Annotated in this window: 21 protein-coding genes; 17 read left to right on the top strand and 4 right to left on the bottom strand. The window is 61.6% G+C overall.

The window, feature by feature from the left end; all coding sequences use genetic code 11:
- Positions 1–137: 137 nt before the first annotated feature.
- Genes ASD00_RS28035 through ASD00_RS28025 form a run of 3 tightly spaced genes read left to right on the top strand, consistent with a single transcriptional unit; the run spans position 138 to position 4,421 of the window.
- Entirely contained in the window at positions 138–1,556 is a 1,419-nt protein-coding gene (locus tag ASD00_RS28035) for an aldehyde dehydrogenase family protein (protein WP_057210426.1), read from the top strand.
- A 26-nt stretch (positions 1,557–1,582) separates the two neighbouring features.
- Positions 1,583–2,803: a mandelate racemase/muconate lactonizing enzyme family protein gene (locus ASD00_RS28030; protein WP_057210424.1), complete on the top strand. Its 1,221-nt coding sequence runs from the start codon at positions 1,583–1,585 to the stop codon at positions 2,801–2,803.
- A 7-nt stretch (positions 2,804–2,810) separates the two neighbouring features.
- A complete protein-coding gene (locus tag ASD00_RS28025; RefSeq protein WP_057210421.1) occupies positions 2,811–4,421 on the top strand; it encodes an FAD-dependent oxidoreductase in 1,611 nt (536 codons plus the stop codon).
- A gap of 73 nt (positions 4,422–4,494) precedes the next feature.
- On the opposite strand, the gene ASD00_RS28020 is transcribed toward ASD00_RS28025, so the two are convergent.
- A complete protein-coding gene (locus tag ASD00_RS28020; protein WP_156585831.1) occupies positions 4,495–5,496 on the bottom strand; it encodes a hypothetical protein in 1,002 nt (333 codons plus the stop codon).
- Positions 5,497–5,624: 128 nt separating this feature from the next.
- On the opposite strand from ASD00_RS28020, the gene ASD00_RS28015 reads away from it, so the two are divergent.
- Positions 5,625–5,852: an amidohydrolase family protein gene (locus ASD00_RS28015; protein ID WP_057210417.1), complete on the top strand. Its 228-nt coding sequence runs from the start codon at positions 5,625–5,627 to the stop codon at positions 5,850–5,852.
- A 103-nt stretch (positions 5,853–5,955) separates the two neighbouring features.
- Positions 5,956–6,537, top strand: coding sequence for a dienelactone hydrolase family protein (locus ASD00_RS28010; protein WP_057210415.1), 582 nt, complete (start codon positions 5,956–5,958; stop codon positions 6,535–6,537).
- A 53-nt stretch (positions 6,538–6,590) separates the two neighbouring features.
- On the opposite strand, the gene ASD00_RS28005 is transcribed toward ASD00_RS28010, so the two are convergent.
- Positions 6,591–7,667, bottom strand: a complete 1,077-nt coding sequence (locus tag ASD00_RS28005; RefSeq protein ID WP_057210413.1) for a D-alanine--D-alanine ligase family protein — start codon at positions 7,665–7,667, stop codon at positions 6,591–6,593.
- Positions 7,668–8,359: 692 nt separating this feature from the next.
- Between ASD00_RS28005 and ASD00_RS28000 the strand changes: the two genes are divergently transcribed.
- From ASD00_RS28000 to ASD00_RS27955, 10 genes are all read left to right on the top strand, one after another.
- The gene (locus ASD00_RS28000; RefSeq protein ID WP_244496147.1) at positions 8,360–9,391 is read left to right on the top strand and encodes a PLP-dependent aminotransferase family protein; all 1,032 of its coding nucleotides are present in this window, start codon (positions 8,360–8,362) and stop codon (positions 9,389–9,391) included.
- A gap of 530 nt (positions 9,392–9,921) precedes the next feature.
- Positions 9,922–10,659: a helix-turn-helix transcriptional regulator gene (locus tag ASD00_RS27995; protein ID WP_057210410.1), complete on the top strand. Its 738-nt coding sequence runs from the start codon at positions 9,922–9,924 to the stop codon at positions 10,657–10,659.
- A 169-nt stretch (positions 10,660–10,828) separates the two neighbouring features.
- Positions 10,829–11,647, top strand: coding sequence for an AraC family transcriptional regulator (locus tag ASD00_RS27990; protein ID WP_309239179.1), 819 nt, complete (start codon positions 10,829–10,831; stop codon positions 11,645–11,647).
- Positions 11,648–11,826: 179 nt separating this feature from the next.
- Entirely contained in the window at positions 11,827–12,747 is a 921-nt protein-coding gene (locus ASD00_RS27985; RefSeq protein ID WP_057210406.1) for a helix-turn-helix domain-containing protein, read from the top strand.
- Positions 12,748–12,961: 214 nt separating this feature from the next.
- Positions 12,962–13,618 (top strand): hydrolase, encoded by a 657-nt coding sequence (locus tag ASD00_RS27980; RefSeq protein WP_057210453.1) that lies wholly within the window; start codon positions 12,962–12,964, stop codon positions 13,616–13,618.
- Positions 13,619–13,697: 79 nt separating this feature from the next.
- The gene (locus ASD00_RS27975; protein WP_025430081.1) at positions 13,698–13,985 is read left to right on the top strand and encodes a DUF1427 family protein; all 288 of its coding nucleotides are present in this window, start codon (positions 13,698–13,700) and stop codon (positions 13,983–13,985) included.
- The gene (locus ASD00_RS27970) at positions 13,985–15,970 is read left to right on the top strand and encodes an amidohydrolase (protein WP_113569788.1); all 1,986 of its coding nucleotides are present in this window, start codon (positions 13,985–13,987) and stop codon (positions 15,968–15,970) included. Before ASD00_RS27975 ends, ASD00_RS27970 begins: the two co-directional genes overlap by 1 nt.
- 13 nt (positions 15,971–15,983) lie before the next feature.
- On the top strand, positions 15,984–16,445 hold the full coding sequence (locus tag ASD00_RS27965; RefSeq protein ID WP_057210404.1) for a DoxX family protein: 462 nt from the start codon (positions 15,984–15,986) through the stop codon (positions 16,443–16,445).
- On the top strand, positions 16,442–18,079 hold the full coding sequence (locus ASD00_RS27960; protein WP_057210402.1) for an MFS transporter: 1,638 nt from the start codon (positions 16,442–16,444) through the stop codon (positions 18,077–18,079). Before ASD00_RS27965 ends, ASD00_RS27960 begins: the two co-directional genes overlap by 4 nt.
- A 137-nt stretch (positions 18,080–18,216) precedes the next feature.
- On the top strand, positions 18,217–19,038 hold the full coding sequence (locus tag ASD00_RS27955; RefSeq protein WP_057210449.1) for an alpha/beta hydrolase: 822 nt from the start codon (positions 18,217–18,219) through the stop codon (positions 19,036–19,038).
- A 133-nt stretch (positions 19,039–19,171) separates the two neighbouring features.
- On the opposite strand, the gene ASD00_RS27950 is transcribed toward ASD00_RS27955, so the two are convergent.
- Positions 19,172–20,260 (bottom strand): citrate synthase/methylcitrate synthase, encoded by a 1,089-nt coding sequence (locus ASD00_RS27950; protein ID WP_057210400.1) that lies wholly within the window; start codon positions 20,258–20,260, stop codon positions 19,172–19,174.
- A 73-nt stretch (positions 20,261–20,333) separates the two neighbouring features.
- On the opposite strand from ASD00_RS27950, the gene ASD00_RS27945 reads away from it, so the two are divergent.
- Positions 20,334–21,461, top strand: a complete 1,128-nt coding sequence (locus tag ASD00_RS27945) for a citrate synthase (protein WP_057210447.1) — start codon at positions 20,334–20,336, stop codon at positions 21,459–21,461.
- Positions 21,462–21,814: 353 nt separating this feature from the next.
- Here the strand turns inward: ASD00_RS27945 and ASD00_RS27940 are convergent, their stop codons facing one another.
- Entirely contained in the window at positions 21,815–22,123 is a 309-nt protein-coding gene (locus ASD00_RS27940) for an I78 family peptidase inhibitor (RefSeq protein WP_244496146.1), read from the bottom strand.
- Positions 22,124–22,224: 101 nt separating this feature from the next.
- Here ASD00_RS27940 and ASD00_RS40450 point away from each other — a divergent pair, with 101 nt between their 5' ends.
- Positions 22,225–22,392 carry a hypothetical protein gene (locus ASD00_RS40450; RefSeq protein WP_156585827.1) on the top strand — a complete coding sequence of 56 codons (168 nt, stop codon included), beginning with the start codon at positions 22,225–22,227 and terminating at the stop codon, positions 22,390–22,392.
- Positions 22,393–22,768 lie beyond the last annotated feature (376 nt).

Genomic DNA, 22,768 nt, shown 5'->3' with positions numbered 1-22,768 from the left:
GATCGTCGAACGGGGCGGGGCGGCGAAGGTGCTCCTTGACCCGAGCCACCACTACACAAGAACATTGCTCGATGCGGCTCCCGGCCGGAACACGTTCTGAAGCCTGTCCTATGGTGGAAACATAAAAGGATATCGTCTTGACCGACTATCGCAACTTTGTCGCCGGCGCGTTTCGGCCCGCATCGGACCTGGTCCCGGTGCTCGATCCCTCAAACGGAGAGGTCATTGCGAGGGTGCCCGCGGCGAGCGCGCTGGAGGCAATCGCAGCGGTTGAAAACGCAGCCGCAGCGCAGAAGACGTGGAAAGCGTTGCCGGCGATCGCTCGCGGGGATGCCTTGCGCCGTTTCGCGGCGGCAATCGAGGCGCGCGCCGGCCAGATCGGCGCGGCGCTCGCCCTTGAGTCCGGCAAGAGCCTTGCCGATGCCACGGCAGAAGCGATCTATGGCGTCGAGCTGATGCGCTATCATGCGGAGTGGGCGCGCCGGATCGAGGGGGAAGTGATCCAGAGCGACAATCCGGGCGAGACCTTGCTTCTGAAGCGCGAGCCGATCGGGGTCGTTGCCTGCCTCATCCCGTTCAATTTTCCGGTCTATACGCTGGTACGCAAGGTTGCGCCCGCTTTGATCGCCGGCAACGCCGTTGTGGTGCGGCCGAGCAACTCGACGCCTGCCTCCGCTTTCGAGATCGCCGAGGCGGCGCTCGACGCGGACCTTCCGGCCGGGCTGGTCAACATCTTGACCATGTCGCATGACGTCGCCGCGACACTTTGCACCCACCCGTCGGTCGGCATGATAACGCTCACCGGTAGCCTGCAGGCCGGGCGCGTCGTTCTCGAATATTGCAAGGCGAATATCGCCAAGCCATCGCTGGAGCTCGGCGGCAAGACACCTGTCATTGTCGAACCCGATGCGGATATCGATGCGGTTGCCGCTCAGCTGGTTGCCGCCAAGACCAATCATTGCGGGCAGGTCTGCACGGCGCCGGAACGTGTCTATGTGCACAATTCCATTCACGACGCGCTGCTCGATCGGCTTCGCGCCGGCTTTACGGCAAGGGCGTTCGGCGACCGCGCCAGCGATGCGACGCGCATGGGACCACTCGAAACGAAATCGGCGCAGGCCAATGTTCACGCGATGGTTCGCCATGCGGTGGAGCAGGGGGCGCGCATCGAGGCTGGCGGCGTACTGCCGGAAGGCGTGGGCAACTACTACCCGCCAACCCTGCTTTCCAACTGCCGGCAGGAGATGGGCGTCGTCGCCGAAGAGGTGTTCGGCCCAGTTCTCGCCGTGCTTTCCTATGAGAGCGCCGAGGAAGCCCTGGCGCTTGCCAACGATCACCAGTTCGGCCTGAGTGCGGTTCTCTTCACCAATAACTACAGCACGGTCATGCGCTTTGCCGACGCCATCGAGGCCGGCGAACTCTATGTGAACCGCTTCCCGGCGGATCCCTATCAGGGGTTCCATGCAGGCTGGAAGCGCTCGGGCCTCGGAGGCGATGACGGCAAGCACGGCATGCTCGAATTCACACAAACTCGTCTCGTGGTGCTGAAGCACTGATCGGATTCGTCAGAAGGAACTTCAACATGCAGATCGCTTCGCTCGCCGTTCATGTCGTTGCCGTCCCGCCGCCCCATATCGGCGGCATGTACTGGATCTTCGTCAGGCTCACCACGAAGTGCGGCATCGAAGGGGTCGGGGAAATCTACGCGACCGCCTTCCATCCGAACGCGTTGGTGCCGCTGATCGAGGATGTGTTCGAGCGCCATCTCCTCGGCCACGATCCGCACGATATCGAGCGCTTCTGGCGTTCGGCCTATTCGAGCGGCTTCACGCAGCGCCCGGACCCGACGATCATGGGCGTCGTCTCCGGTCTCGAAGTCGCCTGCTGGGACATCATCGGCAAGGCTGCCGGCCGGCCGGTGCACAAGCTGCTGGGCGGCCTCGTGCACGAAAAGCTGCGTGCCTACACCTATCTCTACCCCAAAAATGCAGCCGGCGAATATGATTACAACGATCCAGAGCTTGCCGCCGACTTTGCGGCGGAAATGGTCGACACGAAGGGGTTCACCGCCGTCAAGTTCGATCCGGCCGGCCCCTACACCGCCTATTCCGGCCACCAGCTTTCGCTTGGCGTCATGGAGCGGTGCGAAGAGTTCTGCGCCAAGGTCCGTGCCGCGGTCGGCGGGCGAGCCGACCTGCTCTTCGGCACACATGGCCAGATGGTGCCGTCCTCGGCCATTCGCCTTGCGCGACGGCTCGAAAAATACGATCCGCTCTGGTTCGAGGAGCCGGTGCCGCCCGGTCAGGAGGCAGCGATGGCATCTGTTGCCAAGGCAACCTCTATCCCCATTGCCACGGGCGAGCGGCTGACGACCAAATACGAGTTCCAGCGCGTGCTTGAAACGGGCGCAGCCTCGATCCTGCAGATGAACGTCGCGCGGTGCGGCGGCTTGCTGGAGGCAAAGAAGATCGCCGGCATGGCCGAGGCGCATTATGCGCAGATCGCGCCGCACCTCTACAACGGACCGATCGGGGCGGCGGCCAGCATCCAGCTCGCTGCGGCGACCCCCAATTTCCTGATCCACGAGGCGATCATCGACTTCTCAGGCTTCTACGCCGACGTCCTCAAGACGCCGTTGCAGTTCGACGATGGCTATCTCATCCCGTCCTGCGAACCGGGGCTCGGCGTGGAGCTCAATCTCGAGGTGGTTGAAAAGCACTCGCCCTACGAAGGAAAGCGTCTGCACCTGCAGATGGACGACAAGCCCGCCGACATCAAGGCATTTGCCCCGGCGCGCGGTTGAGGAACACATGACCACTTACGACTACATCATTGTCGGGGCGGGATCCGCCGGCTGTATCGTTGCGGCGCGCCTGAGCGAGGCAGGCAAACACAGCGTGCTGCTGCTCGAGGCGGGCGGCAACGACAGTTCACCGTGGTTTCGCATCCCCGTCGGCTATGTGCGGTCCTACTATGACCCGAACGTCAACTGGATGTACTGGACCGAGCCGGAAGCCGCACTGAACAACCGCCGCATCTATGCGCCGCGCGGCAAGGTACAAGGTGGCTCGGGTTCGATAAACGCCATGATCTTCGTGCGGGGCGCGGCGGCGGATTTCGACGACTGGGCTAAAGCCGGCAATCCCGGCTGGGGCCATGAGGACGTGCTGCCCTATTTCAAGAAGCTTGAAACCCATGCGCATGGCCAGTCCGAATTTCATGGCGGGGACGGACCCATCCACGTCACGCCGATGCGCGACCAGACCCATCCGATTACCGCGCGGTTCCTTTCCGCCTGTGCCGAACTGCAACTGCCGCTCAATACCGACTTCAATGGCGGGTCGATCGAGGGCGCAGGGATTTACGATATCAATACGCGAAATGGCGTGCGCTCGTCCTCATCGTTCGCCTATCTGCGGCAGGCTCTCAAGCGCCCCAACCTCTCCATCCTGCGCAAGTGCCATGCCAGAAGGGTCGTCATCGAGCAGGGAAGGGCGACCGGCGTGGAGGTTGCCACACCCGATGGGATGGTAACCTATTCCGCTCGGAACGAGGTGATCCTATGTGCCGGTGCGGTCGATACGCCGAAACTCTTGCAGCTCTCCGGTATCGGCGATGGCCGAGAGCTGCAAACGTTCGGTATCCCCGTCGTCCGACAATTGCCGGCGGTTGGGAGAAACCTTCAGGATCATCTTTGTGCGAGCTTCTACTACCGCTCGAGGGTTCCGACGCTGAACGACGAGCTGGGGAACCTGTTCGGTCAGGCGCGGCAGGCGCTGCGCTACGTGCTGACAAGACGCGGTCCCTTGGCTCTCAGCGTCAACCAGGCCGGAGGCTTCCTGCGCGGTGAGCCGGGCGAGGAGAGGCCGAATATCCAGCTCTATTTCAACCCGCTTTCCTATCGCATTCCGTCCGACCCGCGCGCCGGTCTGAAGCCGGAGCCCTATTCCGGTTTCCTGTTGGCGTTCAATGCATGCAGGCCCTCAAGCCGCGGCAGCGTAACGATCGCGTCGCCCGATGCCGCCGTTGCACCGCGCATCAACCCCAACTACCTGACGACTGCCCATGACGAGGCGGAGGCGCTTCAGGCAAGTCGGCTTGCGCGCAAAATCATGAGCGCACCGGCACTGCAATCGATTACTGCAAGCGAAATGCCTCCTTCCGCAGAAGCTTCCACCGACGCCGAGCTCCTGGACTATTTTCGGGAGCATAGCGGTTCAATCTATCACCTGTGCGGCACCGCAGCGATGGGGCCGGATGCTTCAACCTCAGTCGTCGATTCATCGCTAAAGGTGCATGGGTTGCATGGGTTGCGAGTAGTTGACGCTTCGATCTTCCCCAACATCACGGCCGGAAACATCAATGCCCCGACGATGATGGTCGCCGAAAAAGCCGCGGATATGATCATCAACGGAAGCTAGCCCGGCAACCGCGTTATTCTCTCGACGCTCTGAAGCGACTGAGCAACACGACGCCATCGAATGACTGGGGCCACTACTTGACAGTCACCTCGAACGCGGCGGTAACCGGCGGCGTTTCTGGGCGCGAGCGGTCGCGGAAGATATATGCCACGACGTAGTCTCCTGGGTCGTGCAGGGCGATGCCGGCAGTGGCGAAATTGGTAAAATGCTTGGCGGAAACCGGAAATGGCGTGGGAGATTCGGCCTTGAACACGTGCGCGTCGGGGAATGTCCTGAGAACCTTGCCAGCAGGGTCCCGCACCTCGATATCGAGCCCGATCTCGTAGCTTGACATCGGCGTGCCGACGTTGATCCGCCCGACATTCTCGAAATAGGCATAGACGAAGATCTCTTCGCCCGGCTTAAAGACGTTTGTCGGGCGCTCGACAAAATCTCCCCGTTTGGATGCCGCCTTATCGGCCAATATGTGCCTGGCGAGCTTCATGGGCGGCAACATCGCCTGCATCGCGACGGTCGTAGCGTCGACGCTGACCGGCGCGGCCCGCTTGCCGTCCGGTGCGGCCGGAGTGAGGAAATACGATTGTACCATCGCGTAGCAATGAGCTGCGGCCTGCGGGTGGTCGATCAACAGGATCACGCCTCCCTGCATGCCTCGGACCGCGCCTTCCGACCCTTGCTCGACGAGCGCACACATCGGCCATTCGGCGACTACCTGCGATCCCTTGGAATTCGTATCGTTCCGCAACTGCTCCTTGAACGTGGCCAGTGATTGCCGGAGTTCGGTGGAATCCTTGGCCACTTTCTCATTCACCAGGTAGATCGGCTTTTGGGCGTTTGCCTTGGCTACGTCCTGCTGTGCTTGGCTGACGACCTCTTTGTCTCCAGCAAAATTGTAAGTATGCACCAGCTTCCCATGACCCTTGATGGCATCGATCGCGGCCTGCCAGGCGACGGTGTCGAAGCCACCTCCATAGGTTTGATCCAGAACGAAATAGGCTGGAATTTTCCCGTCTTCGGCCACGGCTGAAGAAATCAAGTGGCCGGATAGCGCTAGTGTAGACAGCAATACCTTCATCGGGGGCCTCATCAAAGATACCCAAGTGATAACCGACAGAGAAACCTATGGTAGAACCTGGCAGCCGATGTGGCAACCACCGATCACGGGCAAAGTGAAAACCCGCTGGCGATTGGAACGAACCATGCTTGCTCGACCGGCATGAGGCGCTGAGGCTCTATACCAACAATGCCGCTTGGATTGCCTTTCACGAAAACGAGCGAGGCGGCTTGTCGGCGGGAAAAATGGCTAACATCGCCGTCCTGGATAGGTCGTATCTGACAATGCCGGCATCCGACATCCATCGGCTGCGCTCGGTGCTGACGCTGCTTGGTGGCAGGGTTGTTCACGACGAACTCGGCAGCGGCCAAGACTAGCTGGGGACGAAATCTCTATAACGTGTCCGCATTCTTCCCGGCCGGGCGACGTCGCTATAGAGTGATCGAACGTGCGCCCGACCATCACACCCGGAGGCTCCATATGGCTGAGGTCCTGTTGTTTCACCACGCACAGGGGCTGACCCCGGGTGTGCGGGCGTTCGCCGACGATTTGCGGGCCGCCGGTCACATCGTGCACACGCCGGACCTGTTCGACGGCCGCACGTTCCATAGTATCGACGAGGGCTTAGCCTACATCGGCAAGGTCGGATTCGACGAAATGCGGGAGCGCGGGGTCCGCGTCGCGAACGAACTGCCTCCCGAACTCGTCTACGCTGGGTTCTCGTTCGGTGTGTTGCCGGCACAGAAGCTGGCACAGACGCGGCCCGGAGCCCGCGGAGCCTTGCTCTTCTACTCTTGCCTGCCGATCAGCGGTGAGTGGGCCTTTGGGCCTTGGCCTGATGGCGTCGCGGTCCAGATCCACGGTATGGACAACGACCCGATCTTCGTCGGGGAGGGCGACATCGACGCGGCCCGCGAGATCGTGGAGAAGGTCGAGGACGCGGAGCTATTCCTGTACCCCGGCGATCAGCACTACTTCGCCGACAGTTCGCTCCCGTCGTACGACGCGGATGCGACCGGGTTGCTCACCACCCGAGTGCTCGAGTTCCTCGATCGCGTCTGATCCATGCCGGCGTCTTGGCTTGAGCTCATTTTGACGGGTCTGTGTTTGCATGTTCAGACGCTTCGGCCGGCACGTGTCAGGCCATGCACGATGAGCCTGTCAATGATTTCGGCATAACTGACGCCGCTTGCCGCCATCGCCTTGGAATACATGCTGATGTCGGTAAAACCGGGAATGGTGTTCACTTCGTTGACAACGAACGTCATGCCCGTCGTCAGAAAGAAGTCGACACGCGCCATGGCATCGCAGCCCAAAGCGCTGAATGCCCTTGCCGCCGCCGCCCTCATCTCTGCCTCAACTTCGGGCGGCAGTTCCGCTGGTACCTTGAGCGCCGCGCCGTCCTCGTCGATGTATTTTGCGTTGTAGCTGTAAAAGCCGTGGGATTCGGCCGGGATGATCTCACCGGGACGAGAGACGAAAAGGCCACCTTCCGGATCTTCCAACACGCTGAATTCAATCTCGCGCCCAGCGACATATTCCTCGGCAAGCAGCTTGCCATCATGCTGGAAACCTTCGACCAGCGCCGGCGCAAACTCCTGGCTGCCTGATACCTTTCTAACGCCAACGGATGACCCCTGCCGGGCGGGTTTGATGAACAGCGGCAGCCCGAGTTCGCCTTCGAGCACAGCGAGATCAGGTGCCGCATCCTTGTGGATCGTCACCGAGCGCGCGACCGGGAGGCCGGCGGCCCTCAGAAGCTGCTTGGCAATATCCTTGTCGAGTGCGGTCGCCGAGCCGAGAATCCCGCAGCCGGCGAGCGGTACGCGCGCCACCTCTGCAAGCCCCTGCACAGAGCCATCTTCACCATGAAGGCCGTGCAATACCGGAAACAGAATGTCGATGGTACCGGCATCGCTCATCTTTCCCTCGGCTGAAATCGCCACCATGCGTCCGTGCCCGCCGGGAACAAGGCTGACCTGCGTGCCGCTCGCAGGTTTGGCAAGCACACCATTGTCGAAGTGGCTCAACAGCCATTGACCTTCGCGCGTCACGAAAATCGGCACGGCATCATATTTTGCAGGCTCCAGAGCGCGCATGACATTGGTAGCCGAAAGGACGGAAACGTCGTGTTCGGCCGAGCGTCCGCCGAAGAGGACGGCAATACGCAGGCTGGTCGAAGAAGGGGTCATAAAAGTCTCCGAAATGACAGAGCTGACAGAGGTCCGAGACTGACGGCAATGCCACTTCCCGTATTGGTGTCCCGTGTCGGCGCAGGCGCAATTCAATTTCCGGCCGACGTCATTGTGATGGCGGCTTGAAAGTGGCTCGATTTAAATTCAACATATGATAAGATTACAGAGCCACAATTGGCGAGATTGATGAGCCACTCTGACGAAAGGCGCCCATGACACTGAAACGGCGAAGAGAGAGCCCGTCGGTGGGTTTTCGGCCGAGCATCGATACCTCTTCGCCAGCACCCTTGGTGAGACAGCTCTATCTTTCCCTGCGCGGTGCAATTGCTGACGGTCGGCTGGATGCCGGGCAACGGCTGCCATCGACACGTCTGGCCGCAAAGGAATGGAAGCTTTCACGCGGCTCGGTTGCCGAAGCCTATGAAATCCTCGTCGCGGAAGGTTTTGCCGTCGCCCGGCATGGGTCCGGTACATATATTGCGTCAGGCGTTCCAGGCGGGCTGTCCAGAATCGACCATCGCAATGAGACGATCGCCTACTCGACCCGCCGCGCTGTCTCCGACGCGGCCACCAGAGTTCTCACCTCCGGGCCTAGCCTCGAACCGCAGAAGGTTTTGCCGTTTGTCACGGGGCGTATCGCTCATGACGATCGGACAGCGAGATTGCTAAACCGCATTGCTGGCCGGCACATGAACTATGCCGCTGAAGGCTACGGCGACATTCAGGGCGAATTCGATCTGCGGAGCGCCATTGCGGCTCATCTGGCCGCTTCACGCGGGGTGCGTTGCGCGGCCGAGCAGATATTCATCACCGCCGGGACCCAGCAAGCGCTTGATCTCGCGTTCCGCGTCCTGATGACGCCGGGCGATACGGCTGTCGTCGAAGACCCCTGTTATCCGCCGGCCAGACAATGCCTGGCACTGAATGGCGTAAAAATCATCGGTCTTCCCGTTGATGCCGACGGCATCATGACGGAAAAGTTGGCTGCCTGCTCCCTGCCGCCGACGCTGGTCTATGTGACGCCATCCAACCAGTACCCCGTCGGTTCCGTCCTCTCGCTGCCCCGGCGGCTGGAGTTGCTCGCTTATGCGCGGGAGAATGGCTGCTGGATCGTCGAGGACGATTATGACAGCGAGTTTCGCTACGATGGGCATCCGATCGCATCGCTTCAGGGCCTCGATCAGGCCGGCCGGGTGCTTTATACGGGGACGTTCAGCAAGGCCCTGCTGCCGAGCCTGCGCATCGGCTATCTCGTGGTTCCGATGGATCTGGTACCAGTATTCAGAGCCGTGCGTCCCGCGCTTGACCGTTGTCCCCCGACGTTTCAGCAGCGTGTCGTCGGCGACTTTTTCAATGAGGGATATTTTCCGGCGCATCTGCGCCGGCTCAGAGAGCGTCTGCGTGCCTCACGCGATTTGCTTGCAAATCTCTTGAAAGACCGTACCAGCGAACATCTCGACATTTTGCTGCCGGATCAGGGCATCAATCTGACCGTGCGCAGCACAGGGACCTGGAGCAACGACACCACCGTCTCACAGGCTGCGCTAAAGAAGGGCGTTGTTGTGATGCCCCTTTCCCGCATGAATGTCGCTTCATCGGACACATCCAGGTTGCTGCTTGGATTTTCGGGGCTCTCCGAACAAGAAGCAGATATGGGGACCAGGATCCTGGCGGAGGTCTTCAAGCGCGGAGATTTTCGCAGAACTCCCGATGTTGGTTAGAATTACGTGACCGGTCAATGCAACGTCCGAGACTGTCCGGGGTTCCGGCAGCGGCGTCCTGATCGCAAAAGGCAATGAGAAGGGGCCCGGTTGACGCGGCCGAAGACGTCTGTGTGTCGATCTGGTGGATGCGAAACGCTTCTGGCGATAGCCATGAACGTCTGGCCCAGCGCGATTTTTGGCTAGGCGGATCCCATCTTATTGAACGACGGTCTTCCTTTTTGAACATTCCCGACTGAATCCGCGCGAAGCCCTTGTCGCTGCGCGCGGATTGCCCCTACGGTGGGCAAAAGATGAACCGGTAGACATTCCATGAGGCCAGAGCGGTCGCGAAAAACGGTCTCGTGCCATGATGGGTCTTGCATGCCAGTCTCGGATGCACCGAGGTTTTTGATCAAATGTTTGCAATGCTTTGGCCATGACGCAGTGCGTCGGTTGGGAGGCTAGAGTTGACTTCTCCTTGTCCGGAAATGGGGTGCGTGGGGCGCTATTTTGGAACGCCGGACGCTCCGTGCCTCACGACGATCCCGATGGAGGCAGCGGTCTTTTCGGTCACCCGAATTCGAAGGCGTTTGACGCGGGCGCAGCGGCCAGAAGTGGCTCTGCCCGCATGTGAAGCCTATTTTCTGATGCTTTACCTAGATGATGCCGAACATGCGGACATCAAGGTAAACGGCGAGAGGTCTGCTGTTCGCCGATACGTGCGCGGCTCGATATGTCTCGTCGATCTGCGCCAGGGGGCCTCGATCGCGCTCCATAGCGACCTGAGTGCGCTTGCTTTCGTCCTTCCCAAGAATCTGATCGCGGAAGTCGCCGCCCTGTCACCGACGGTCACGCCACAACGGCTGGTGTGCCGGCGTGGCGAAGTGGACTCGATACTCTGCAGTCTCGGACTGGCGCTTCTGGCCCTTTTTGAACGTATGGACAGCAGCCCACCCGAGCTGCTGCAGCATGTCGCCGTGGCCGTTTGCGCCCATCTTCTGCACCACCATTCGGCCGAGATGCAGGGCGACGACGGCGGAAATCCTTTCGACGGATCCAATGATCCGACGGCGTTCCACATTCGGCAGGAAGCGACACGGGCGCCCCATCAATTGCAGATGCGCCGGCGCGTTGTTCAGGCCAAGCAGCTTCTGCGCGCGAGTTCACTGCCTCTGGGCTCGATCGCGTTCCTTTGCGGCTTCAGCAGCCTCAGCCATTTCACGACGGTGTTTCTGGGGGAGACCGGTACGACACCACAAGCCTGGCGGAGCGCACCTCTGCATTAGCGCCGCTCGCGGGACGGAATTGATTGTTGGCGGCAGTGTATCGTATTCTGCATTGCTTGAATGCCTGGTGCACTTTCGGGGAATTTTGTTGAACTTAGAGTCTCGTCCAGAAACGGCCAGCGAAGTGGGCGCCTTGCGCCGATCGATCCTGCGTGTTCCCCCCATAACCCTGACGCGGTTAAGCAGTGATGGCTGCGACCTAGGTCCTGCGGTTGCCAACAGGCGCGAGGAGGCGTTCAACATCATCACCCAGCTCAGTGATTTTCGCCTGCATCGGCTGTGGCGGGGCGGCACCCTTGTCTTTGAGGGCGGGCATCGCAAGGGAGCGCTTGCCATCACCGACCTGCGCGAGGAATGGCGCTGCCATCACCTGTCGCCCTTTGACAATGTGCGCCTTCAGATACCGTTCTCGCAGATGCGCGCCTTTGCGACTGAACAGGGACGGCCTGACTTTACCGGTCTGCGCTGTGCGCCGGGCACGCATGACGGCGTCATGCTGGGGCTAGCGCAGGCATTGCTTCCAGCTTTCGAGAGACCGCAAGAGGCAAGTCAGCTCTTTCTCGACCAGGTGAGCCTCGCGATTTTGACGCATTTGATGCAGACCTATGGCGGGCTCTATCTACCCAAAGAGCGCAAGGGGACGTTGGCTGCGTGGCAGGAGAAAAGGGCGCTCGACTTTCTCTCGGGCCATGTCGATGGGCAATTCTCGCTCAGCGAGCTTGCCGAGGCCTGTGCGTTGTCGAAAAGCTATTTCATCAAGGCATTCAAGGTGAGCTTCGGCTGTACGCCTTTGCGGTGGCTGGCCGAATATCGGGTTACCCGTGCGAAGGAGTTGTTGTTGAAGAACGTGCCGATCGCAGAGATTGCCATATCCTGCGGCTTTGCCGATCAGAGCCATATGACTAAGACATTCGTGGCGATCGCCGGCGAAACGCCAGCGCGCTTCCGGCGTACCCGACGCCTGGAGCTGGAAAAAGCGCCCCTGTGACGGAAGACAATAGTCGCGATGCCATCGACAAGACAGCCATTCGGTTCATATGATCGTGATGTTCGGACGCAATGCTGCGCAAGCACGCTGGCGAAGCGGTGTCGTGCAAAAGTTGAGACCGCCGCAGTCGGCACCCTCGTGGTCGCGGACAGGCAGCGAAGTTGTGCGGAGGCGGAGGTATGACAGCAGCTTCTTCGATCGCGATCGCACCTCCACCCCGCGACAGTTTCGGATGTACAGTGGCTGGCCTCGACGAAGACCGGCGGATCGACGGCGCCGGGTTGACTTTTTATCGCAAGAAAGCGCAGGCCGCACCGCGCGAGCGCGTGCACACGCCGGCCAACAACCGCGGTTATCTGCTCGGCCTGTCACTGTCGGGGGGCCATCGCCGGCGGATCCTTCACGAACATCACGAGACAATGCATGAGTTCGACGAGAACTCCGTCTACCTCCGAAACTTTCACGATCCCTATCAGGCGGATCTCTCCGGCAGCTTCGATTTTGTTTTGCTCGAGGTGGGGCACAGCGCGATCGAGCGGATGGCCGACTGCGCCGATCTGAGCGGTGTCCGCGAACTGTGTGCGGTCGGCGAGCGGGCCGATCCAGTGTTGGGCGGGCTGATGGCGGCGCTGTTTGCAGACATGAACGGCCAATTGGAGAGAAGCCCCTTGTTCGTCGACCAATTGTCGGTGGCGATCGGAATCCACGTCGCTCAACACTACGGCAGTGCGAGCCACCGCACGACGTCGGGGGCGGCGATCAAGGGGCGCAGGCTCTCGGCGCGCAGCCTGTCGATCGTGCAGGAACTAATGCGAAGCAGGCTTGGCGGCGATTTGTCGATCGAGGAACTCGCTGAGGCTTGTCATCTGTCACAGGGCACGTTCCTGCGCGCCTTTCGCCAAACACTGGGTATCACGCCGTTCCAATGGTTCCTGCAGCAGCGGTTGGACAGGGCGCGCGACATGCTGGAATTTTCGTCGCTGACGATCGGTGAAATCGCGGTCGCCAGCGGCTTTGCCGATCAGAGCCACTTCACGCGCGTCTTTGCCCGGGCGACGGGGGCATCCCCCGGCGCATGGCGGCGCAGTCGCAGGGCCTAGCGGTCTGGCCGCGCGCGGGCCTTGCTTGCGGCGGCACGCGCTCCATCCTTATGCCGTTGCTTCCAATATGACTTTTGCGCTTTGCTTGCGATGTATCTCGGGCAGAATGTTCAAAACATCAGCATATCCGACAAGAACGGGCAGCCCGGCTCGGGCATAGTCGGGTCATTCCCTGCGGATCTTCAGAATCCAGGACATCGAGGAGATGATGACCATGACCTTAAACGCCACGCCGACGCCCGGCAGCCTCCTGGTTTCGCCGAAAGACCACACGCTGATCATGATCGATTTCCAGTCGCAGATGGCCTTTGCGACGAAGTCGATCGATGCTGTCTTGCTGCGCAACAATGCGGCGCTGGTCGCGCATGCGGCCGCCGGCTTCGGCGTTTCCACCATTCTGACGACGGTGGCGGAGAAGGCTTTCTCGGGCCCGATGTTCTCAGAGATCACCGATGCCTTTCCAGGCCAGGGCCTTCTCGACCGTACCTCGATGAACACCTGGGAAGACGCCGCCGTCATCGACAATGTCAACGCCATCGGCAAGAAGCGGCTGGTCTTTTGCGGCCTCTGGACCAGCGTCTGCATCGTCGGCCCGACGCTCTCTGCGCTCGATCAGGGCTTCGAGGTTTATGTGATTGCCGATGCCTGCGGTGACGTCTCGGACGAGGCACACGATCGGGCGATGGACCGCATGGTCCAGGCTGGCGTTCGGCCGATGACGTCGCTGCAATATATGCTGGAACTCCAGCGCGACTGGGCCCGCACCGAGACCTACGACATGACGACCGGTATCGCCAAGAAGTTCGGCGGCGCCTACGGCCTCGGCATTATCTACGCCAAGACGATGTTCGGCGCCTCCGAAGGCCACTGATCGTCCTCATTCCGAAGGTTGCCGTCTCGCCAGTCGGCGGGACGGAGAAGCGGGCAACCCGTCCCGTGAGGAGAACTCGATGAAAATGTATCTTCTGTCGCTCGGTGTCGGTCTGCTGGTCGGTGTCATCTACGGACTGCTGAATGTACGCTCGCCGGCGCCGCCCGTGATCGCCCTGCTTGGCCTGCTCGGCATCCTCGTCGGCGAACAGGCCGTTCCGCTCGTCAAGCGGCTGGTCTCTGGCGCGCCGGTCACCGTCTCCTGGTTCAACAGCCGTTGCGTGCCCCACGTTTTCGGTGCGCTGCCGACGGGAACCGACCATGACGTGGCCACGCGCGACCGCTCTTCGAAAGGCGAGGTGGGCTGATGCCGACACGCCGCGGCTTTCTGGGGGCAGCCTCGACGCTCGCCTTCCCCTCGCTGTTTTCGCCGGCGCTTGCCGCCGACACCGTTTCGACCAAGGGAGACAATCCGATGGACGCCGATCTTATCCTGCATCACGGGCTCGTCACCACGCTTGACCGCTCCAATCCCAACGCCAGCGCGGTCGCAATCAAGGACGGCAGGTTTCTCGCCGTCGGCCAGGATCAGGAGATCATGGCGCTCGCCGGTCCCGACACCAGGATCATCGATCTGAAGGGCAAGCGGGTTTTGCCCGGGCTGATCGACAACCACACCCATGTCGTCCGCGGCGGCCTGAACTTCAACATGGAGCTGCGATGGGACGGGGTGCGCTCGCTCGCCGACGCCATGGATATGCTGAAGCGCCAAGTGGCGATCACGCCAGCGCCGCAATGGGTGCGGGTCGTCGGCGGCTTTACCGAGCATCAGTTCGTTGAAAAGCGCCTGCCGACGATCGAGGAGATCAATGCGATCGCGCCCGACACGCCCGTCTTCCTGTTGCATCTCTACGACCGTGCGCTCCTCAACGGCGCAGCGCTCAGGGCCGTCGGCTACACCAAGGATACGCCGAACCCGCCGGGCGGCGAAATCACCCGCGACACCCAGGGCAATCCGACCGGTCTGCTGCTCGCCAAGCCCAATGCCGGCATTCTCTATTCGACGCTCGCCAAAGGGCCGAAACTGCCGCTCGATTATCAGGTCAATTCGACCCGCCATTTCATGCGCGAACTCAATCGTCTGGGCGTAACCGGCGTGATCGATGCTGGTGGCGGCTTTCAGAACTATCCCGATGATTACGAGGTCATCCAAAAACTGTCCGACGAGGGGCAGATGACCGTGAGGCTGGCCTATAATCTCTTCACCCAGAAGCCCAAACAGGAGAAAGAGGACTTCCTCAACTGGACCTCCTCGGTCAAATACAAGCAGGGCAACGACTATTTCCGCCACAACGGCGCCGGTGAGATGCTGGTGTTTTCCGCCGCGGACTTTGAGGATTTCCGCCAGCCACGCCCGGAGATGGCTCCGGAAATGGAAGGCGAACTGGAAGAGGTGGTGCGCATCCTTGCCGAAAACCGCTGGCCCTGGCGTCTTCATGCCACCTATGACGAGACGATCTCCCGCGCCCTCGACGTGTTCGAGAAGGTCAACAAGGACATTCCGCTTGAAGGCCTGAACTGGTTCTTCGACCATGCCGAGACAATTTCCGAGCGCTCGATCGACCGGATCGCGGCGCTTGGCGGCGGCATCGCAACCCAGCATCGCATGGCCTATCAGGGCGAATATTTTGTCGAGCGCTACGGCCACGGCGTCGCCGAAGCGACACCGCCGATCAAACGGATGCTCGACAAGGGCGTCAATGTTTCCGCCGGTACCGATGCCACCCGTGTCGCCTCCTACAATCCCTGGGTCTCGCTGTCCTGGATGGTGACCGGCAAGACGGTGGGCGGGCTGCAACTCTATCCGCGCGCCAATTGCCTCGATCGCGAGACGGCGCTGCGGATGTGGACCGAAAAGGTCACCTGGTTTTCCAACGAGGAAGGCAAGAAAGGCCGGATCGAAAACGGCCAGTTCGCCGACCTGATCGTGCCGAACAAGGACTTCTTCGCCTGTGCCGAGGACGAGATCTCGTTCCTGACGTCCGAGCTGACGGTGGTCGGCGGCAAGGTCGTCTATGCCGCCGGTGACTTCGCCACCCATGACGAAAACCCGGTGCCGCCCGCCATGCCCGACTGGTCGCCGGTCAGGACCTTCGGTGGCTATGCCGCCTGGGGCGAGCCGGAAGGTGCCGGCAAACGAAGCCTTCGCCGCACCGCAATCTCCACATGCGGATGCCTGAACGACTGCAATGTCCACGGCCACGACCACGCCGGCGCCTGGACATCACGCCTGCCGATCGCCGATCTCAAGGGTTTCTTCGGCGCGCTCGGCTGCGCCTGCTGGGCGGTGTGAGGAGGGAGCCGCAATGACACATTCCTCCACAATTGCGTCGCGGCTGGCGGCCGGTGTCCAGCCGTTTGTGACCACGCCCGCTATTCGGTTCATCGCCCATCTTGGGCTCTGCGCCGCCTATATCCAGGGGCCTTTGACGAAGATCCTCGACTTTGATGCCGCTCTCGGCGAGATGAACCATTTCGGACTTCAGCCGGCCGCGCTGTTCGCGGTGGCGGTGATCGTCTTCGAACTTCTCGCCTCGGCCATGATCCTCGCAGGCATTCTGCGTTGGCTTGCCGCTCTCGGCCTCGCCGCGTTCACGCTCGCCGCTACCTTCATCGCCTTGCGCTTCTGGGAGCTGGCCCCCGGCCAGGATCGGTTCATGGCGACCAACGCCTTCTTCGAGCATCTCGGCCTTGCCGGCGCCTTCCTGCTGGTCGCGTGGTACGATCTTGACCGTCGAAACGAGGCGGGAGGCGAACCGCTGCCATGACCCAGAATGTCACGCCGCCGCCGGCCGCAGGCGGCTTTGCACCGCTGCGCCAGCCCGTCTTTGCCGTCCTTTGGGTGGCCACCGTCATCGGCAATACCGGCAGTTTCATCCGCGACGTCGCCAGTTCATGGCTGGTGACCGATCTCTCCGGTGCTCCGGCGGCCGTTGCCATGGTTCAGGCGGCTGCGACCCTGCCGATCTTCCTGCTCGCCATACCTGCGGGCGTTCTGTCTGATATCCTTGATCGCCGCCGGTTTCTGATCGTCATCCAACTTCTGCTGGCGTCCGTCAGCATCGGACTCATGCTGCTTTCGGCGACCGGATTGCAGAGCGTCAGCTCGCTCGTGGCGCTGACCTTTCTTGGCGGCATAGGTGCTGCGCTGATGGCACCCACCTGGCAATCGATCGTTCCCGAACTCGTCACACGGCAGGAGTTGAAGAGCGCCGTCGCGCTGAACTCGCTCGGCATCAACATCTCGCGTGCCATTGGCCCTGCGGTCGGCGGGCTCATCCTTGCGAGCTTCGGTGCGGCCATTACCTATGCGACCGACGTTGCGAGCTATCTCTTCGTCATCGCGGCCCTGCTTTGGTGGCGGCGTGCACCCGGTGCGGACGATGGCTTGTCGGAGAAGTTCGCCGGCGCATTTCGTGCGGGTCTGCGCTATGCGCGCGCCAGCCGCGAACTGCACGTGGTGCTGCTGCGCGCTGCCGTGTTCTTCGCGTTTTCGAGCGCCGTCTGGGCGCTGCTGCCGCTCGTTGCACGCAACCTGCTCGGCGGGGATGCCGGCTTTTACGGGGTCCTTCTCGGGGCCGTAGGAGCCGGAGCGATCGGCGGCGCCCTCGTCATGCCGCGGCTGCGTAGGCTCCTCAGTGCAGATGGGCTGTTGCTCGCCGCCGCGCTGGTCACGGCCGTCGTCATGGCCGGCTTGTCATCTGCACCGCCGCAATGGGTGGCGATCATCCTGTTGCTGAGCCTCGGGGCCGCATGGATAACCGCGCTGACGACACTCAACGGCGCGGCTCAGGCGATCCTGCCGAACTGGGTGCGCGGTAGGGCGCTTGCGGTCTACCTCACGGTGTTCAACGGCGCGATGACCGCCGGAAGCCTGGCCTGGGGTGCCATAGCGGAACTCCTTGGCGTTCCGGCGACCCTTCTGGTCGGCGCCGCCGGGCTGGTGGTCGTTGGCGTGGTGTTTCACCTCGTGAAGCTGCCTGCCGGTGAGGCTGATCTGGTCGCCTCCAATCACTGGCCCGAGCCGTTGACGGCCTCGCCGATCGACAATGACCGCGGCCCCGTGCTGATCACGATAGAATATCGCGTCGATCCCGCCGATCGACAGGGGTTCACGAGCGCTCTCTACAGGCTTTCTTCGGAACGGCGGCGGGACGGTGCCTATGGCTGGGGTGTGACGGAAGACACTGCTGATCCCGAGATCATGGTCGAATGGTTCTTCGTCGAATCCTGGGCCGAGCACCTGCGCCAGCATCGACGGGTCTCCAAGGCCGATGCCGACCTGCAGCAGGAGGTGCGCAAATTCCATCGCGGCGACGCAGCTCCGCTCGTTCGCCACCTGCTGAGCGTCGGGCCGGAGCGCCTGACGCAGGCGAGAGACAACATCAAGGAGACGCCATGACAGATTGGAACGCGCTTTTTCCAGTTGCCCGCCGAACGGTCCTCAGGACCGCCGGCGCAGTTGGCGCCACCTTGTTTCTGCCCGGCCTCGGCCTTGGCGCCCAGAACCCGATCCCAACACCAGATGGAGAGAACCCCATGAGTTTCATCACTACCAAGGACGGCACCAACATCTTCTACAAGGATTGGGGCAAGGGACAGCCGATCGTCTTCTCCCACGGCTGGCCGCTATCGGGCGACGCCTGGGAAGCCCAGATGCTGTTCTTCGGGCAGAACGGCTACCGCGTCATCGCCCACGATAGGCGCGGCCATGGTCGTTCGGACCAGCCGTGGGACGGCAACAACATGGATCAGTATGCCGACGATCTGGCGGAACTGATCGAGAAACTCGACCTCAAGGATGCGATCCTGATCGGGCATTCGACCGGCGGCGGCGAAGTGGCCCATTATATCGGCCGTCACGGCAGCGGGCGCGTTGCAAAGGTGGTTCTCGTCGGCGCGGTCCCTCCGCTCATGCTGAAGACTGCGGCGAATCCAGAAGGAACGCCGATTGAGGTTTTCGACGGCATTCGCAAGGGCACCGCGGGCGATCGCTCGCAGTTCTTCAAGGAACTCACTCTTCCCTTCTATGGCTTCAACCTCGAAGGCGCGAAGATGAATGACGGGCTTCGCGAATCCTTCTGGCTGCAGGGGATGGTCGGCTCGATCAAGGGTCACTATGATTGCGTCCGCGAATTCTCCGAAGTCGACTACACCGACGACCTGAAGAAGATCGATCGCCCGACGCTGGTGATCCACGGCGATGACGACCAGATCGTTCCGTTTGCCGCATCCGCCGCAAAGACGGCCAAGATCGTAAAGGACGCCAAGCTCATCGTTTACAAGGGTGGGGCACACGGCCTGGCCCAGATCGAGCCCGACAAGTTCAACGCCGACGTCCTGGCCTTCATCAAGGCCTGATATCGGGCGTGTCTTTGTCATGCAGCCGTTGGAGCCGGGGTTTTCGACCCGGCTCCAACGGCTCTTCGGCAAAGGCTGAACAAAGCGGGTGGGCGGCTGCACGGTTGCCTGCCGCAGGCGCCATGTCAGTGACTTAGGCAGCCCGTGGCAGCGGCCCGACATAAACGGAGCGCGGGCGGATCAGGCGACCTTTGAGCGCCTGCTCGCGTGCATGGGCAATCCAGCCGATGGTGCGGCCGATGGCGAAGACGCCGGTGAACGCGTCTCTCGGGAAGCCCAGCGCATCGAGAAGCAGTGCCGTGTAAAATTCAACATTGACGTCGAGCGGCCGGTCCGGCTTGCGCTCCTTGAGGATAGCCAGCGCCGCCTGCTCGACTGCGCTTGCGAGCTCGGTGCGTTCACGATCAACCTGCCCGGCCTCGATCAGTGGCTTCAGAGCAAGTTTTAGCGCATCGGCGCGGGGATCGCGGACGCGGTACACTCTGTGGCCGAACCCCATCAGCCGTTCGCCGCGATCAAGCGCCTGGTTGAGCCATCGTTTAGCGTTCTCTTGCGTTCCGATCGCATCGAGCATGTCGAGCACCGGTCCGGGCGCGCCGCCATGAAGTGGCCCCTTGAGGGCACCGATCGCCCCGAGGACGGACGAGGTGAGGCCGGCTCCCGTGGAGGCGATCACCCTTGACGCGAAAGTCGAAGCGTTAAGGCCATGGTCGGAAATCGTCACGAGATAGGCATCGAGTGCTTTGACCTTTTCCGCGCTCGGCAGCCCGCCGCCGAGCATCGCGAGAATGTCTGCCGATTGGGAGAGCGACGACGATGGGGCAATCGGCTTGTCGCCATTCTTCAGGCGCAGGATCGCCGGCAGGAAGACGGCGGGTGCAGCAAGCAGGCGGAGCGCTGCCTTGAGATCGTCACCATCAGGCAGCCGCGCGATGAGCGCGCGCATGATGTCGACGGGTGGCAATTCCAGCATATGGTCGTCGATAGTCCGGATATCTGCGAAGACCTCTGTCCGCATGTGCCCCAGACGTCGGCGCAGTTCCTCCTTCTGCAGATTTCCTTCGATCAGGCCACCAAGCAGAAGGATAACGACATCCTCATAGCTGGCGTCATCAACGAGGTGTTCGAGCGACACACCACGAATGACCAGTCGACCGGCCTCGCCATCCACATCCGAGAGCTGCGTTTCAGCGGCGATGACATCTTCAAGTCCGTTTTTCATAGATGTTTCTCCTTTACCGGGAGAATGGTCCGGCTAAGATGTATTGACGTCAATCTTGATAAATTTGATCAATATGAACACGCTCTGGATCACCGCTGAGGAGGCGCTCAGTCAGCTCGGCACCAAACCGCAGACGCTTTATGCGAATGTGAGCCGTGGGCGCATACGCGCGAAGGCTGATCCAGTCGACCCGCGCCGTAGCCTTTATCAGGCTGACGATGTCAGGCGGCTGGCGGAACGTCACGCGGGCCGCCCGCGAGCATCGGCCGTCGCCGCCGAGGCGATCCGCTGGGGCGACCCGGTCCTACCCACGACGATCTCCAGTATTGCCGATGGACGCCTGTCTTATCGTAGCCATGATGCGGTTGAGCTCTCGTTGACAGCCGATCTGGAAGACGTTGCGACCCTGCTGTGGCAGACACCCACGATCACTGTCCGTGCGGCCGATGATACGTTGGCGGGTCGATCCCGTTTGGCCGCAGCCTTGATGAACCTTGCCGCGCGGGTAGCTGACGACCTGCCGGCACTTGGTCGTGCCTCGCCCATCTTGAGGATTGAGGCCGCTGATGTGTTGTCGACCGTGGCGGCGGCACTGGCGCCATGGCCCGAGCCGCTGCCATTGCATCAGCGGCTGGCAATTGGATGGAAACGACCTGCTGCGGTCGAGCCCATCCGAAAAGCACTGGTTTTGGCGGCGGAGCACGAACTGAATGTTTCCGCGTTTGCAGCACGCGTGACGGCCTCGTCCGGTGCGGCGCTTTCGGCGGCGGTCCTCTCTGGACTTGCAACACTGACCGGCCCCCGCCATGGCGGCGCCTGGCTCAGCGTCACGCAGCTTGTCGAGCGGGCGAACGCAGTTGGCGTGCGCGAGGCGATCCGCCGCATGCTGGGTTCAGAAGGCGCTGTCCGTGCCTTCGGCCACCGGCTCTATCCCCAGGGTGATCCACGCGCCAAGGCGATCATGGCAAGTTTCGAGGCGCTGCCCCTCTATGGTCTTTTGGCCGAAGCAGGCGAAGACCTTCTTGGCGAGCCGGTTAACCTCGACTTCGCACTGGCCTCGCTCGCCGCCACCTTCGATCTACCCGACGAGGCGCCGATGGTGATCTTCGCGCTGTCGCGCACGGTCGGCTGGCTCGCCCACGCCATGGAGCAGGTGGAAAGTGGCCACCTGATCCGTCCAAGAGCGCGCTACTCCGGATAGTGGAATGCGCTTTGAAGGCATTCGATGTCGGTTCCTGGCTCGACGGGTCAACTGCGACGGTGGGTGCCGGGCCATCTGTGCTTTTGGCGCTGGTCAGCGTGCTGGCATCGCTTGCCGCCCTTGTTCCGGTCCGATGGCTGGCGGCCGGGCGGCACTGCCGTAATTTTGCCCGTTGGAACCTGCCCCGATTTTGCCCGTTGGAACCTGCCCCCGAGGGGTGACACTGCCGACATTCCTGGGCGCGCGCGCTTACCCGGACGGTTCGATGTCGACCGTCTATAGGCAACACCCAGCTCGGACGTTCCAGCGATCAATTGATCGCCGGAGTGCCCATTTCACGTCTGCACCGACGTCTATCCGCACATCGCGCGAACGATTTTGCCCGTGGCCGGATCCGTTTCGATCGTCACGCGCTCCTGTCGGAAATCCATCGTCGCCGGGTCGCCGGGCTTCAGCTGCCGGACGATGGTCGCGCCCGTTATCTGTTTTGCGTCTTCATCCGAAATCCTGTCTTTTCCTGCCAGGGTCTCCGCAGCCTCGGGCTTGCAAGGCCCTGCCGCTTGGGCAGCGGTGGATTCGGGTTCTTTCTGGCAGCCGGCGGCGGCAAGCAGGAGAAGACTTGCTGCAAGTACAGCGAATTGACGGGCGTAAATCAAAGGCACAATCCTTCCGTGTCGAAAGTGTCGAACAATCAAACGAATAAGGCGGCAGCGAGGCCCTTGCGGCGGCTCGATCTCCCAACTATTTGAACGGCGACGAAGGTATGCTCAAGAAGGTCGTGAATGGCCCCGGCAACGCTTGGGTCGATTTGCAGCCTGAGTTTACCAAGAGCCTTCTGCAGACGATCGGCGGCGGGGTAGGGCGGCTGATCGATGCGGACATGAATGAGGCGTCAACCAAGTCGGAGGCGATTCAAGCCAGGAGCAGATAGCCATTCGGCGCTTGCCGATCGCCAACACAAGCGCCCAGGACATTTCCAGTTTGTTCAAACAATGTCCCCTTGATCAGGCGCGCTTACGTTTCGTTTCCGTGTGCCGTCCCCTTCATCCACATCGATTGTGGCGCTGGAGGGTGCGGATTCTACGGGCAACTTCAACGTGGGAAAACTTAAGGGCTTGGCGTCCTGGTTCAGGCCCCAAGAGCAGTTTGTGTAAGTTTTACAAAATTGCCTGTTGACACCCGGGCTGAGGCTCCTCTATAAGCCCGATCACTGACGAGGGCGGCGGCGCTGCTGGCGACGATGTCCTTCGTTTTAAGGTTTCCTTGATTGGCGGATGCTGATTGGTCGGGACGCGAGTTTCGGCGGG

It is taken from the genome of Ensifer sp. Root31 (genome assembly GCF_001424825.1).
In the GTDB taxonomy this organism is placed as follows: Bacteria; Pseudomonadota; Alphaproteobacteria; order Rhizobiales; family Rhizobiaceae; genus Ensifer; species Ensifer canadensis.
This window is presented reverse-complemented; position numbering and strand designations above follow the sequence as displayed.